General features: G+C 72.4%; 13 protein-coding genes. 3 read left to right on the top strand and 10 right to left on the bottom strand.

Features of this window, described 5'->3' with window-relative positions:
- Nucleotides 1-228 precede the first annotated feature (228 nt).
- Complete coding sequence (locus ACGF8B_RS05025) at nucleotides 229-951, top strand: class F sortase (protein WP_392734890.1); 723 nt, start codon at nucleotides 229-231, stop codon at nucleotides 949-951.
- A gap of 121 nt (nucleotides 952-1,072) precedes the next feature.
- The gene (locus ACGF8B_RS05020; protein ID WP_392734888.1) at nucleotides 1,073-2,581 is read left to right on the top strand and encodes a VCBS repeat-containing protein; all 1,509 of its coding nucleotides are present in this window, start codon (nucleotides 1,073-1,075) and stop codon (nucleotides 2,579-2,581) included.
- Nucleotides 2,582-2,715: 134 nt separating this feature from the next.
- Here ACGF8B_RS05020 and ACGF8B_RS05015 read toward each other — a convergent pair whose 3' ends face one another.
- Together ACGF8B_RS05015 and ACGF8B_RS05010 are read right to left on the bottom strand one after the other, a co-directional pair.
- Nucleotides 2,716-2,997 (bottom strand): hypothetical protein, encoded by a 282-nt coding sequence (locus tag ACGF8B_RS05015; protein ID WP_392734886.1) that lies wholly within the window; start codon nucleotides 2,995-2,997, stop codon nucleotides 2,716-2,718.
- Nucleotides 2,998-3,086: 89 nt separating this feature from the next.
- Nucleotides 3,087-3,635 carry a DUF3558 family protein gene (locus ACGF8B_RS05010; RefSeq protein WP_392734884.1) on the bottom strand — a complete coding sequence of 183 codons (549 nt, stop codon included), beginning with the start codon at nucleotides 3,633-3,635 and terminating at the stop codon, nucleotides 3,087-3,089.
- Between the two features lie 171 nt (nucleotides 3,636-3,806).
- Here ACGF8B_RS05010 and ACGF8B_RS05005 point away from each other — a divergent pair, with 171 nt between their 5' ends.
- Nucleotides 3,807-4,415 carry a TetR/AcrR family transcriptional regulator gene (locus ACGF8B_RS05005; protein ID WP_392734882.1) on the top strand — a complete coding sequence of 203 codons (609 nt, stop codon included), beginning with the start codon at nucleotides 3,807-3,809 and terminating at the stop codon, nucleotides 4,413-4,415.
- A 96-nt stretch (nucleotides 4,416-4,511) separates the two neighbouring features.
- Here the strand turns inward: ACGF8B_RS05005 and ACGF8B_RS05000 are convergent, their stop codons facing one another.
- The 8 genes from ACGF8B_RS05000 to mshB form a co-directional block, all read right to left on the bottom strand.
- Nucleotides 4,512-5,276 (bottom strand): SDR family NAD(P)-dependent oxidoreductase, encoded by a 765-nt coding sequence (locus ACGF8B_RS05000; RefSeq protein WP_392734880.1) that lies wholly within the window; start codon nucleotides 5,274-5,276, stop codon nucleotides 4,512-4,514.
- A 348-nt stretch (nucleotides 5,277-5,624) separates the two neighbouring features.
- The gene (locus ACGF8B_RS04995; RefSeq protein WP_392734879.1) at nucleotides 5,625-6,236 is read right to left on the bottom strand and encodes a response regulator transcription factor; all 612 of its coding nucleotides are present in this window, start codon (nucleotides 6,234-6,236) and stop codon (nucleotides 5,625-5,627) included.
- Nucleotides 6,233-7,411: a sensor histidine kinase gene (locus ACGF8B_RS04990; RefSeq protein WP_392734877.1), complete on the bottom strand. Its 1,179-nt coding sequence runs from the start codon at nucleotides 7,409-7,411 to the stop codon at nucleotides 6,233-6,235. Before ACGF8B_RS04990 ends, ACGF8B_RS04995 begins: the two co-directional genes overlap by 4 nt.
- Nucleotides 7,408-8,148, bottom strand: a complete 741-nt coding sequence (locus ACGF8B_RS04985; protein WP_392734875.1) for an ABC transporter permease — start codon at nucleotides 8,146-8,148, stop codon at nucleotides 7,408-7,410. Before ACGF8B_RS04985 ends, ACGF8B_RS04990 begins: the two co-directional genes overlap by 4 nt.
- Nucleotides 8,145-9,080: an ABC transporter ATP-binding protein gene (locus ACGF8B_RS04980; protein WP_392734873.1), complete on the bottom strand. Its 936-nt coding sequence runs from the start codon at nucleotides 9,078-9,080 to the stop codon at nucleotides 8,145-8,147. Before ACGF8B_RS04980 ends, ACGF8B_RS04985 begins: the two co-directional genes overlap by 4 nt.
- Before the next feature lie 176 nt (nucleotides 9,081-9,256).
- A complete protein-coding gene (locus tag ACGF8B_RS04975) occupies nucleotides 9,257-11,155 on the bottom strand; it encodes a peptidoglycan binding domain-containing protein (RefSeq protein WP_392734871.1) in 1,899 nt (632 codons plus the stop codon).
- 580 nt (nucleotides 11,156-11,735) lie between these two features.
- Nucleotides 11,736-12,182: a DUF6113 family protein gene (locus ACGF8B_RS04970; protein ID WP_392734869.1), complete on the bottom strand. Its 447-nt coding sequence runs from the start codon at nucleotides 12,180-12,182 to the stop codon at nucleotides 11,736-11,738.
- The gene (gene mshB / locus ACGF8B_RS04965) at nucleotides 12,179-13,078 is read right to left on the bottom strand and encodes an N-acetyl-1-D-myo-inositol-2-amino-2-deoxy-alpha-D-glucopyranoside deacetylase (protein ID WP_392734867.1); all 900 of its coding nucleotides are present in this window, start codon (nucleotides 13,076-13,078) and stop codon (nucleotides 12,179-12,181) included. Before mshB ends, ACGF8B_RS04970 begins: the two co-directional genes overlap by 4 nt.
- Nucleotides 13,079-13,101: the final 23 nt, after the last annotated feature.

Genomic DNA, 13,101 nt, shown 5'->3' with positions numbered 1-13,101 from the left:
GGGGGGGGCGCCCCACCCCAGCGGGCCCCCCGTCCTGTGGCGGGGGGGGGCCGGGCCCTTCCGCGCCCCCCCCCGCGGGGCTCTTTGTGGGGGGCGGGGCCCCCGGGGGGGGGGGGGGCGCCCGCGGCGGCTGCGTTTCCCCCCTGATAAGCCCCGGATAAGCCCGGGCCTCCGTCCCTCCTCCCCCGCTCCCCTCCTCGACACCGCACAACCGAAAGGCACGTTCCCATGGCCGCCCCGCAGTCGACCGGCTCCACCCCCACCCGGACTGCCCCCCGAACCACACTGGGCCGCGCCCTGATGTGGCCCGCCGTGACAGCCGGGCTCGGCATGGTCCTGATCTACAACTCCTTCGGCACCTCGGTGGACGACAAGCCGCCGGCCCCGCCCGCCGCCGCCGTCTCGTCCGCCGCCCCCGAGGTCCTCGGCTCCCACGCCGCACCCGCCCCCGTGACCTCCTCCAAGGCCACCGTCGGCCCGGCGATGGAGCGTTCCGTACCGAAGCGGCTGCGGATCGCGGCCATCGGCGTGGACGCGCCGTTCACCGATCTCTCCATCGGCGCCACCGGTCAGCTGGACGCGCCGCCCCCCAACGACAACAACCTGGTCGGCTGGTTCAAGGACGGCGCCACCCCCGGCGAGCGGGGTTCCGCGATCGTGGCCGGCCATGTCGACACGATGACCGGCCCCGCCGTCTTCCTCCAGCTCCAGTACCTCCAGCCCGGGGCCGCGGTCGACATCACTCGCGCGGACGGCTCGGTCGCCACGTTCAAGGTCGACTCAGTCGAGCAGTTCAGCAAGGCGAAGTTCCCTGACGACCGGGTCTACACCGACACCAACTCCGCCCAGTTGCGCCTGATCACCTGCGGCGGCGCGTACAACAAGACCGCGAAGGACTACGAGGACAACGTGGTGGCCTTCGCCCACCTCGACAGCTTCAAGAAGGGCTGACCGACGAAGGCCGCCGGTGGTGCGGCACAACCATCCGCCGGGCCGCCGGGTCGTACGGGGCAGTACGGAAGCTCATTCCGTACTGCCCCGACTCACGTTCCGAGCACCGGAGTTGACCGACATGCCTACTCTCTCCCACCGCCGCCGCCTGGCCGTAGCGACCGGCATCGTCCTGGTCGCCGGAGCCGTTGCGGCGCCCGTCGGCCACGCCGCCGCGAGGTCGTCCGCCCCCATGGCGAAGCCGGCCGCGGCGGGCGCCCCGAGCCCGAAGCGGTTGCACGACGACTTCAACGGCGACGGCTACCCCGATGTCGCCGTGGGCGCCCCCATGGCCGCCCTCGGCGACCCGGAGAGCGGCGCGGGCGCCGTGAGCGTCCTCTTCGGCGGCCCCGGCGGCCTGTCCTCCACCCACAAGCAAGTGCTGACCTGGCCGGACCGTCCGGGTCTCAGCAACCCCGACGACGCCCGCTACGGCAAGAACCTGCGCAGCGGCGACCTGGACGGCGACGGTTACGCGGATCTCGTCAGCCGCCCCTGGGCGTACCGGGCCAACGGCGAGAAGGGCACGGTGCTGACCGTCAACTGGGGTGGTCCGTCCGGCCTTTCGAAGAACGCCATGCTCCTGAAGCCCGTCCCCGGCGACCAGGCCTACGGCTTCGGCGACCTCGCCGTGGGCGATGTCGACGGTGACGGCATCGCCGACATCGCGGTGGACGACGCACGGCTCGGTGGCCACATCCTGCACGGTCCGGTCGACCGCACCGGCAAGTGGAGCAGGACCAGCCCGTTCTCGGTCGAGGGCACCGACCTGCTCGACGTCTCGGAGATCGCCGTCGGCGACGTGACCGGCGACGGCGTCGGCGATCTGGTGACCCTCGGCTTCGGCCCGGACGACCCGTGGCAGCAGCACACGTACCTGCTGAAGGGCAGTCGCACCGGGTTCTCCGCCCCCGTCGAGATCAAGGACGCGGACGGCGCAGGTGTCGGCGGCACCTCCGTGGGCATCGCCGACCTGGACAAGGACGGTCACGGGGACATCGTCATCGGGCGCGGGGACGAATGGTCGCAGGCGGACACCCCGGTGAAGAAGGGCGGCGCGCTGTTCATCTCGTACGGCGGGCCGAAGGGGCAGAGCACCACCCGCAAGCCCGTCTGGATCAACCAGGACTCCGAAGGCATCTCGGGCACCGCCGAGTTCCACGACCGGATGGGTGACAGCCTGGCGCTGGGCGACACGGACGGGGACGGCTACCCCGACATCGCCACGGGCCTGCCGGGCGAGGGGATCAACGGCATCCGCGAGGCCGGCCGGGTCCTGGTCCTCAAGGGCGGCCCGAAGGGCGTGAGCGGTGCGGGCTCCAAGGAGTTCGGCCAGTACACGGCCGGGGTTCCGGGGGCCGCCGAGATGGGCGACCAGTTCGGCGCGGCCCTCGCGCTGGGCGACTACGACGGCAGGGGCCGGGCGGAGATGGTGGTCGGCGACCCGGCGGAGAACGGCAGCAGGGGCGCCCTGTGGATCTTCGGTACGGATGCCACCGGCATCATCGCCAACGGTTCCGTCTCGTTCGGCGCGGCCACGATCGGCGCCCCGACCGGCCCGTCCCAGTTCAGCGAGACGCTGACGGACTGAGGGAGCACAAGCGTGCGGGGGCGGCCCGGCCCCCGCGCGTACGCCCTCACACCGGGCGGTCGCCCTCGGCCGCCACGACGCCCCCGCACCGGTGCGGCGGCCGTGCGTGCGCGGACGGCCGGACGGGCCGCCCGTCATCGACCCGGTTTCACCGACTTCCGCGGGTGGCGCGCGGTGGCCTCGCCCCGGTCGTCCGTGCCCATGTGCACGCTGCCGTACTCGTCGCGGACGTACAGCGCCAGGTGGAGACCGGTGTCCGGGGCGCGGTGCAGAATCATGTGACTGCGCTCGGCGTTCTTGATGCCCGGACCGGTCCGGGCCTCGCGCCACGTGCCGGGCAGCAGGTCCCGGTCGAACCTGCTCAGGTCGAGCGAGCGGGCCGCTCCGTGACACCGGCCGGGCCCCTCGTCCTCCACCTTGCCGTCCCGGCAGCTGTCGATTCCCCGCGGGCCGGTCCCGCGTTCCGGGTGACCGGCGGCAGCGTCCCGTGCACACGGGACCTCCGTCAGCTGTGGACGGCGGGCAGCTTCCCCTCGACCCGCGGGGCGAGTTCGTCCAGTCCCTCGCAAAGGTCCTTCTGGGTCGGTTCGACGTCGGACACGCCCAGGAACTCCGAGAGCTTCAGCTCGGCGGACGAGGAGCCGTCGATCTCGAAGAGGAGTGCGCAGCTGACGTCCGTTCCGGGTGTCGTGTTCCGCCAGACCCGGCGGCCGTCGACGGCGGGCCGCTCGGAGAACTTCTCCCCGGCGGACGTGCCGAGGGCCGCCAGCACCTTGTCGGCTGACGAGTCCCGGAGCGTCAGCACCAGGGCGGTACTCGCCTCCTTGAAGAACTTCGTGCCCTGCCACATGCAGCCGGCCGAGGAGTTGAGCTGGGCGGCGTCATGGAGCTGGTACTCGTCGAGTTCATCCTTCGTGAAGAAGTCGCACGCCTTGATCTGCGCGATGCCCGAGGGGCGCGGCGCGGGCGGCGGCGGTTCGGACGAACAGGCGGTGAGCGCTCCGCCCACGGTCATCAGCGATATGCAGGCGATCAGCAGATCCCGGCCCCTCATCGGCCCACTCCTCATGGTTCGTCGTGTCCCATGCCGAGATCGGGCCCCGCACAGCACGGAGGCGGGTCGGCACATCCACCGTAGCGACTCCGCCTCTGCCGCATCAGGGAGTTGGGACCGGTCCCGGCACGACTACAGTGGACCCGCCAGTCCATTCCGAGGAGGCGGATCGTGCGCGGGGAGCTGACGGCGAAGGGAAGGGCGACACGGAGCCGGATCGTCGAGGGGGCCGCGGCGGTGCTGCGGGAGAGAGGCGTCGCTTCGGTGACGCTGGATGACATCATGGCGCGGACCCGGACCAGCAGGAGTCAGCTGTTCCACTACTTCCCGGCCGGCAAGGACGAACTGCTCGTCGCGGTCGCCCGGTTCGAGGCGGATCACGTCCTGGAGGACCAGCAGCCGTATCTGGGCCGCCTGGACTCGTGGGAGGCCTGGGAGCAGTGGCGTGATGTGGTGATCGGGCGCTACGAGGCCCAGGGGGACGAGTGCCCGCTCGGGTCGCTGTTCCTCCAGATCGGGCGCTCGACGCCCGGGGCGCGGGCGGTCGTGATCGAGCTGATGCGCCGCTGGCAGGAGAGCCTGGCGGTGGGCATCCGCTCGCTCCAGGCGAACGGCCTGCTTCCCGCCGGGCTGGATGTCGACGCCAGGGCCGCCGCGCTGCTGGCCGCGATCCAGGGTGGCGTGTCGATCCTGCTGTCGACGGGCCGCTCCACCCATCTGCGCGCCGCCCTCCACCAGGGGATCGCGGACCTGCGCCGCGCGGGCGACGCGGTGGCGTGACCCGGCGCCCGGCCGGTGCGCGCGGCGGCCCCGCCTGGTTCGTACGGTGGCCCGGGCCCGTTCGCACGGCGGCCCCGGCCGGGGCGGCGGGGCGGGTCAGCCGGCGATGACGGCGACGCCGGTGCGGCCCCCGTCGACGTCGAGCACGATGCCGTGCACGAAGGACGACTCGTCACCGGCCAGGTAGACGGCGGCGTTCGCGATGGCGTCGGGGGTGCCCGTCCGGCCGGCGGGGGTGCCCTTCATCATGGCCTCGCCGGGGTGGCTCTCACCGGGGACGGGCGCCGGCACGACGCCCGGCGAGATCGCGTTCACGCGTACGCCCTGCGGCCCGAACTCCGCCGCCCAGGCCCGGGTCAGGGTTTCCATGGCGCCCTTGGTGGAGCTGTAGAGGGCGCCGACCGGAACGCCCAGTCTTGCGATCCAGGAGCCCAGGTTGATGATCGCACCGCCGCCCGCCTCCGCCATGGCGGGCGCGACGGACGCGGTGAGGAAGAACGGGGCCTTCACGTTGACCGCGTAGACCTCGTCGAAGGTCTTCTCGTCGGTGGCCGCCGTGGTGCCTCCGGGGTAGATGCCCGCGTTGTTGACCAGGACGTCGATCCGGCCGCCGAGGACCCGTGTCGCCTCCCGGGCCAGCGCCTGCGAGGCGGCGGCGCCGCCGTCCAGCTCGGCCCGCACGAAGTCGGCGCGGCCGCCGCGGGCGCGGATGCCGTCGACGACCTCCTTGCCGCGTCCGGCACTGCGGCCCGAGACGACGACATGCGCCCCCTCGGCGGCGAACGCCTCCGCGACGGCCCGTCCGATGTTGCTGGTCGCTCCGGTCACCAGCGCGGTCCTGCCCTCAAGGCGCGTCGACATGGTCCACTCCATCGCTCGGTCCTTCGCCATGAACCCGCACGACCGGACCGCATACCGCGTCCGACCGACCGGGGGCCCTGGAGAGCCAGGGCGGAGTGCCACTGTGCGACGACAGGATTGGACCCGCAAGTCCAGAATTTCCGCGCTGCCCCGGACTTTTCAGCGCTGCCCAGCCCTGTCCGCGCTACCCAGCCCTGTCCGCGCGGCCCCGGGTCCTTTCAGCGCCGCCCAGCCCTTTCCGCGCTGCCCCGGACCTTCACGACGGAGCCCGGCAGGAAGTACGCCGTGCCGTACTCGCCGGCCGGCGGCCCCGGCGGCCTCCTTCACCCCGAAGGCCGTCCCGGCGGGCTAGAGCCAGCCCTTCTCACGGGCGATACGGACCGCCTCGGCGCGGTTGCGGGCCGCCAGCTTCTGGATCGCCGTGGAGAGGTAGTTGCGGACCGTCCCCTGCGAGAGGTGGAGGGCGGCCGCGATCTCGGCGTTGGTGGAGCCGTCCGCCGCCGTGCGCAGCACGTCGCGCTCCCGGTCGGTGAGCGGGCTCGCCCCGTCGGCCAGTGCCGCCGCCGCGAGCGTGGGGTCGATGACGCGTTCGCCGGCGAGCACCTTGCGTACCGCGGCGGCCAGTTGGGAGGCCGGGGCGTCCTTCACCAGGAAGGCGTCGGCGCCCGACTCCATCGCCCGGCGCAGATAGCCGGGGCGGCCGAAGGTGGTGACGACGACGACCTTCACGGCCGGAAGTTCGCGCCGCAGGGCGGCGGCCGCGTCGATGCCGGTCATGCCCGGCATCTCGATGTCCAGGAGCGCCACGTCGATGTCGTGCTCGTGGGCGGCGGCCAGTACCTCGTCCCCGCGGGCGACCTGGGCCACCACCTCGATGTCGGGTTCCAGGCCGAGGAGCGCGGCGAGGGCCTCGCGCACCATGGACTGGTCCTCGGCCAGGAGAAGTCTGATCATGCTCATTCCGTGGATCCTAGGCCGGAATCCAGCGGAACACTCAAGGTCAGGGTGAAGCCTTTACCGGAACCGGAGTTGCCGGCCGAGGTCCGCAGCGTGCCGTCGACCGTGGCGAGTCGTTCGCCGATGCCGGTGAGGCCGTTGCCCGGCTTCGTGCCGGAGGGGCCGACGCCGTTGTCGGAGACGGTGAGTTCGAGGAGCCTGCCGTCCAGGGTCTGGCGGGGGGCGAGGGTGACTGTGCAGTGCCGGGCCCCGCTGTGCCGTACGACGTTGGTGACCGCCTCCCGCAGCGCCCAGGCGAGCACCTCCTCCTGCTTCTCGGGGACGTCGTCGGGGGCCTCGGCCGGGACGTCGGCCGTGATGCCCGCGGCGGCGAGTGCGGTGCGGGCGCCCGCGAGTTCGCCGGGGAGGGTCGGCCGGCGGTAGCCGGTGACCGCGCCGCGTACGTCGATCAGCGCCTGGCGGCTGACCTGTTCGATGTCCGCGACCTGGGCCGCCGCCTGCTCCGGGTGGTCGGGGAGCATCCGGCCGGCCAGCTCGCTCTTGAGAGTGATCAGGGAGAGCGAGTGGCCCAGCAGGTCGTGCAGATCGCGGGCGAGCCTGAGCCGCTCCTCGTTGGCGGCGAGCTGGGCGACGGTGGCGCGGGCCTCGCGCAGCTCGATCGTCGTACGGATCAGCTGCCGTACGCCGGTCATCGAGAACCCGCCGAGCAGCGCGGGGAAGATCAGGGCGGTGATGATCTCGCGGGGGTGGTCGCCGGTCAGGCCGACGGCGACCAGGACGGCCGTGACGGCGGGGATGAGCCAACGGGCCGTCCGCAGCGGCAGGGTGGCGCCGACGGAGACCGACACGTACACGAAGAGGACCAGCCACGCGGTGCCGAGCGTCAGGGTGAGGAGGAGGGCGAGGGCACCGAGGAAGGCGATCGTGGAGTGGACGAGACGGCGGTCCAGGGGCTTGGACGTGTGGCGGAAGACCAGGAGCAGGTAGGACCCGACGAAGGTCAGCAGGCCGAGCGTGCCGAGCGCCGTCGCCCAGGGGGTGTGGTTGCCGTCGGCCAGGTCCTTGACCGGGGCGCCCATGAACGCGAGCCAGATGCCGATCCAGAGCAGCTTGATCGAGAACTGCTTGCGGTTGGTGGGCGGGCGCCCGATGCCCACGGACGTCTCGTCGTCGTTCACGCCTTCAGGGTGTCCTTCCGGTAGAGCCAGGCCGCGCCGCCCGCGAAGACCAGGAAGTAGGCGCAGAGGATGGCGACGTCCTTGGCGTGCGGCGATCCGCCCATCTCGATCGCCTGGCCGAGAGAAGCGTACGCGTGCGTCGGCAGCCACTCGGAGATGTTCTGGAGCCACTGCGGGAAGGTCGCGCTGGGCATCCACAGGCCGCCGAGGATGGAGAGCCCGAAGTAGATGATCATGGTGAGCGGGCGGACCGCGTCCCCGCTGGCGAGGTAGCCGATGGCGACGCCGAGCGCGGCGAAGACCAGCGAACCGGCCCAGATGACCCCGGCCAGCGCGAACCACTGCCAGGTCTCGACCCGTACGTGCTTGACGGCGGCGGCGACCAGGAAGACCACGACGATGCAGGGCAGGGTGACCGTCGCCGCGCTGGCGATCTTCGCCAGGATGTAGCCGCGGCTGGGCAGTGCGGTGAGCCGCAGCTGGCGGACCCAGCCCTTCTCACGCTCCTTGGCGATGCGTTCGCTGTTGCCCATGAGGACCGCGGTCAGCGCTCCGAAGGAGGCCATCGAGACCATGAAGAAGGCCTGGAAGGTGAGTTCGGTGTGCGGGATCCGGTCAGTGGTGTTCTGGGTGCTGGAGATGATGAGGTAGATCACCGAGGGGTAGATGACCGAGAAGAACATGAACTTCTTGTTCCGCAGGGTGCGGGTGACTTCGAGCTTGATCAGTGTGTTCATGCGGTCCTGGCCTCCTCGGCCTCGGTGATGGCGACGAAGGCCTGCTCCAGGCCGAGTCCGGCGACTTCGAGTTCGCGCGGGTAGAGGCCGAGTCCGTACACGGCGTGGACGGTGGCGTCGGCGTCGTGCGACTGGATCCGGATCCGGTTGCCGGTGACGTCGAGCGCGGCGAGGAACGGCAGCCCCCGCAGGGCCGCCTCGTCGACCGGGCCCTGAAGCTCGAAGGAGATCCGGCGGGCCCCGGCCTTCGCCTTGATCTCGGCGGCGGTGCCGTCGGCGAGCAGCCGGCCCTTGTGCAGGACGAGGACGCGGTCGGCGATCGCGTCCGCCTCTTCGAGGTAGTGGGTGGCGAACAGGACGGTACGGCCCTGATCGGCCTGCTCGCGCATGGTGGCCCAGAAGGCCTGCCGGGCGGTGACGTCCATGCCGGTGGTCGGCTCGTCGAGGACGATCAGGTCGTTGGCGCCGGCGGTGGCCAGCGCGAAGCGCACGCGCTGCTCCTGGCCGCCGGAGAGCTTGTTGACCATCCGGTCGGCGATCTGTGCGATGCCGGCGCGGGAGAGCACCTCCGCCGCCGGGAAGGGCCTGGGGTGCAGATCGCAGGCGAGGCCGACCAGTTCCTTGACCGTGACGTCCTCCATCAGGCCGCCGCTCTGGAGCATCGCTCCGACCCGGCCCGCGGCGATGGCGTTCTGCGGGGTCGTGCCGAACACCTGGACCGAACCGGAGTCGGCGGTGCGCAGGCCCAGCAGCAGATCCAGGGTGGAGGACTTCCCGGCGCCGTTGGGGCCGAGGAGCGCCACGGTCTCGCCGGGGTGCAGATCGAGGGTGAGTCCGTCGACGGCGCGTACGGCTCCGTACACCTTGCTGACCTGATCGAAGCGGACCGTGGCGGTTCGCGCCCCGGTGGCCTCGGCGGTTGTCGTTGTCATGGGTCAAGCGTGGCGGAGGAGGGGGTCGCCGCGGCAGGGCCGCCGGTCGTGTAAACGGGATGACAGATGTCATGCGGTGCGTATGACTGCGCTGCCGCGGGCGTGGGTCCGGACACGGCGCCGCCCCCGGCCGGGGGTCCGGCCGGGGGCGGGCGTGCGGTGCGCCGGGGCGGCGGTCAGCCGTTGCCGTCGAGGTTGATGACGACGGTCCGCTCGGCGGGGGTCTTGCCGAGCAGTGCGGTCTGCATGGCGTGCGCCACGTCGTCCGCGCCGAGCTGGTGCTTCTTGCCGTCACCCTTGGTGATCATGATGCCGTCGAAGACTCCGTCGCAGAGGGTGTCGATGGCCTTCTTGTCGTAGTGCTCGATCAGCCGTCCCTTGATCGGCACCATCGAGAGGATCTGCGGCAGCGACTTGGACGGGCCGAACTGGATCTGCTTGGGGCCCGCCTTGATGGTGATCAGGCCGGACATGGCGGGCTTCGCGAACTCCTTCATCGCCCGGTCCAGTTCGGCCTGGCCGATGGTGGGTTCGCTGGTGGTGACGGGCAGTTGGACGACCTTCGTCCGGCCGGTCTGCACCTGGGCGCGGTACGCGTCGCGCACCGAGGTCATCGACTGGTTGACGTCCAGCGTCTTGCCCGACTTCCCGGGAACGGCGACGGCCTTGCCCGGCTCGAACTTGATCGTGCCGTCGTTGGCCGAGCCGGAGACGCCCGCCAGGTCCGTCAGCGCGACGCCGAGCTTCTCCTTGTCGACCGGGATCACCGGGTCGACGACGCGCTTGCCGCCGAACAGCGAGCCGATGACGGAGACCGGGTTGTAGTCGCTGCCGGCCGCCGAGCGCACGGTCTCCTGGCTGTCCAGGGCGAGCCCGGCCTTGTCCGGTACGAGCTGGGTCTTCTTGCCGTCCACCGACAGCTGGAGGGGGGCCACGGCGCGCTTGCCGAGGGCCGCGTCCAGCTTGGTCACGCCCTCTTCCTTCGTGCCGCCGCCGATGTCGACGCCGAGGACGGTGGTGCCCTTGGGTACGTCGGAATGGTTCATCAGCAGCCCGGCGCCGTACGCGACACCGAGCAGCGCGACGACGCCGGCGCCGAGGAGGACCAGCTTGGAGCGGCCCTGCTTCTTCGCGGGCGCGGGCGCCGGTTCGGAACGCGGGGCGGGGGCGGGCGACGCGGCGGCGGGACCGCCGGGTCCGGCCGGTCCGGTGCCCATCGGGTCGTCCGGGCCGCCGGCACCGGGCTTGCCCGGGAACGGGGACGGTGCCCGGCGCTCCGGCGGAACGACGGGGATGCCGCTGGTGAGCGTGTCACCGGAGACGTTGCCACCGGGGCCGGAGGGGGCCGGGGCCGGGAACTGCGGCGTGAGCACCGCGGTGTCGTCGGACATCCGCGGCGGGCCACCGGGGGCGCCGGGGCCCTGCGGGCCCGCCGGACCGCCCGAACCCATCGGGCCCGAGCCCATGGGATCGGAGCCCATCGGACCTGGACCCATCGGACCGGAACCCATCGGGCCCGGGCCTGAGCCCATGGGGCCCTGGCCGCCGGGTCCACCCGGTCCGCCCAGGTTCGGCGTGAGGGACGAGGTCCCGGTGACCGGGCCCGTGGTGGGTCCGGCGGGGCCGGGGGTGCGTACACCGAGGTTCGGCGTCGGGCGCGGGCCGCCGGACACCGGAGCACCGGTCCCGAAGTCGTCGGGGCCGGGCGCGCCCTGTTCGCCGGTGCGCTGCGGGCCGTCCGAGAAGTACGGCAGGTCGGCGCGGGGCGGGGTGGGCGGCGTGGGCGCGGCACCCATGACGCCTTCGGCGCCACCGGCCGTACCGCCGCCGGACGTACCGCCCGCGACCGAGGTGTTCGTGGCGGGCTTGCGCGGAGCGAACCAGTCGCTGCCGCTCTTCTCCCTGGCCGGCCTCTCGGCGGCCGGTTCCGCGCTCGCGGAATCGGTCCGGGCCTCGGTGCCCGGCGCGGCGTCGGACGCGGCCGGCGCACCGTCCGCCGCGGGCGAACCGGGGCGCGGGATGCTGCCGGTGCGCTCGACGTCGGTGCTGTCGGCGTCGCCCACGGGCGTACGCATGACGACGGGCGGGATCGGACGCGAGCCCGGAATGTTGATCCGGATGCGCGTCGTCAGCGTCGTCTCGGTTCTCGGCTCCTCGGACCGGGCCGGGTCCGCAGGCTCCGGGGCGTCCTCCGGAGCATCCTGCGAAGGGTGCAGGGACGGATACTGGCGGGATCCGTACGGCGGCGTCCCCGAGGGGTACGCGGCTCCTCCGCGCCCCTGGGGCCCGGAGGACGAACTGTCAGTTTCACGACTCAAAGCAGGTTCTCCCGATTGGCTCCGCCGCCCGTACTTCCCCCACGCGCAGGCCTGGGGACGGCCAGGAGAGTACTGGAGATCTTGGCCGGATCAGGGAGTGGCGCCCTGCGCGTGCGGCTGCGAGGCGCCGGAGCGTCCTCATGGCGGAGCTATCGGGGCGTTCGGTAACGCCACAGATGTGCGTGCCAGGCGCCACGAGCCCGGTCAAGATCTTCAGCGCCCTTCCAGGCGCGCGAACCACCATACTGGCCGCCGCCGACGGACACCCCGCGACCGGGGGAAACGGCTGCGTGGACGCCGGACGAACCGGAGGCATCACGGCAACGGACGTGGCCCATTACCTGCCAGGTCGGCCGCCGTCGGCGCCCGGTCGAGGCGATCGCGACATGGTGGCACAGATCACAGCGACGGCCATCCCGCCCAGCATGAAGAGAGTGAGGCCGAGTTCGTCGCCGAAGACATAGTCTCCTTCCGGGCGTCCGCCCAACAGAACGACGATCGAAACCAGCCATCCCGCTGCGGGTGCCAGGGCTCCGAGCTGGGTGCCGAAGAGCCGGCGCCCACCGTGGAAGAGCCCGGCGGCGGCCAGCAGCGCGAGCAGCAATCCGGCGGGGAACCAGGCGGCTTGGACGAGCGCCCCGGCGATCCCGACGAGCGCGCCCAGCACGGCGAGGCCCACGTAGGCGGCGATCCGGCCGGGGTTGAGAGGGGCGGCGAGGCCGGTGGCCGCGGTGGAGCCGGAGGGGGCCGGGGGGCGCGGTGCGCGCTGCTTGCCGCCGCTCATCGCTCCGCTCCCGCCACGCCCGCGAACAGATCGTCCTCCCGGGTGCCCCGGGGCGCCCCGTACGTGCCGCGCGCCAACTCGTAGTACTCGGTGGTGAAGACGGGCTGGCCGAGGTCGTTGGAGAGGGCGAAGAAGGGGCCGTCCACGGCGATCTGGGTGGCGTGTGCCCGCATCGCGGCGCTCTTGGCGGCGGCGTGGGCCGAGCCGTCGATCTCCGCGGCGATCCGGCAGTCGTCGGCCACGCCCGGCAGGTCGTCGAGGACGGCGATGCCGGGGAAGACGTCCGGCGCCGTCTCCCGGAGGCGGGCGAGACCGTCCTTCGCGACGGTGCGCGGCATCCGGTTCCAGTAGATCTTGGCGATGGTGTGCGGGGCACCCGACCCGGTGCGGTGTCCGGGATCGGCGGCGAGGTCGGCGGCGCGCATCGCGACGCGGTGCGCCTGGATGTGGTCGGGGTGTCCGTAGCCGCCGTCGGGGTCGTAGGTGACGAGGACCTGCGGGCGCACCGAGCGGATCACCTCCACCAGGTGTCCGGCGGCCTCGTCCACGTCTGCTGCCCAGAAGGCGCCGGGGCGGTGGTTCTGTTCGGCGCCCATCATTCCGGAGTCGCGGAAGCGTCCGGGGCCGCCGAGGAGCCGGTGGTCGGTGACCCCCAGCTCCTTCATCGCCGCATCCAGCTCACCCCGGCGGTACGGGCCCAGGGTGTCGTCCCGGTCGGCCGCGAGATGGGCGAGGGAGGGCGGGATGACCTCGCCCTCCTCACCGAGTGTGCAGGTCACCAGGGTGACCTGGGCACCCTCGGCCGCGTACTTGGCCATGGTGGCGCCGTTGTTGATCGACTCGTCGTCGGGGTGCGCGTGCACCAGGAGGAGGCGCCGGGCGGGATGGTCCGTCATGGGGACCACCCTACGAGCCGGGC

It is taken from the genome of Streptomyces sp. NPDC047917 (assembly GCF_043204345.1).
GTDB classification, from domain to species: Bacteria; Actinomycetota; Actinomycetes; order Streptomycetales; family Streptomycetaceae; genus Streptomyces; species Streptomyces sanglieri.
Note: the sequence above shows the minus strand (reverse complement) of the source record. Positions and strands in the feature narration are given on the sequence as shown.

Excerpts from the sequence above, each read along its gene's own strand:
- ACGF8B_RS05025 (WP_392734890.1), top strand. The coding sequence starts at position 229 with ATGGCCGCCCCGCAGTCGACCGGCTCCACCCCCACCCGGACTGCCCCC.
- ACGF8B_RS05020 (WP_392734888.1), top strand. The coding sequence starts at position 1,073 with ATGCCTACTCTCTCCCACCGCCGCCGCCTGGCCGTAGCGACCGGCATC.
- ACGF8B_RS05010 (WP_392734884.1), bottom strand. The coding sequence starts at position 3,635 with ATGAGGGGCCGGGATCTGCTGATCGCCTGCATATCGCTGATGACCGTG.
- ACGF8B_RS05000 (WP_392734880.1), bottom strand. The coding sequence starts at position 5,276 with ATGTCGACGCGCCTTGAGGGCAGGACCGCGCTGGTGACCGGAGCGACC.
- ACGF8B_RS04995 (WP_392734879.1), bottom strand. The coding sequence starts at position 6,236 with ATGAGCATGATCAGACTTCTCCTGGCCGAGGACCAGTCCATGGTGCGC.
- ACGF8B_RS04985 (WP_392734875.1), bottom strand. The coding sequence starts at position 8,148 with ATGAACACACTGATCAAGCTCGAAGTCACCCGCACCCTGCGGAACAAG.
- ACGF8B_RS04980 (WP_392734873.1), bottom strand. The coding sequence starts at position 9,080 with ATGACAACGACAACCGCCGAGGCCACCGGGGCGCGAACCGCCACGGTC.
- ACGF8B_RS04975 (WP_392734871.1), bottom strand. The coding sequence starts at position 11,155 with ATGCGTACGCCCGTGGGCGACGCCGACAGCACCGACGTCGAGCGCACC.
- ACGF8B_RS04970 (WP_392734869.1), bottom strand. The coding sequence starts at position 12,182 with ATGAGCGGCGGCAAGCAGCGCGCACCGCGCCCCCCGGCCCCCTCCGGC.
- mshB (WP_392734867.1), bottom strand. The coding sequence starts at position 13,078 with ATGACGGACCATCCCGCCCGGCGCCTCCTCCTGGTGCACGCGCACCCC.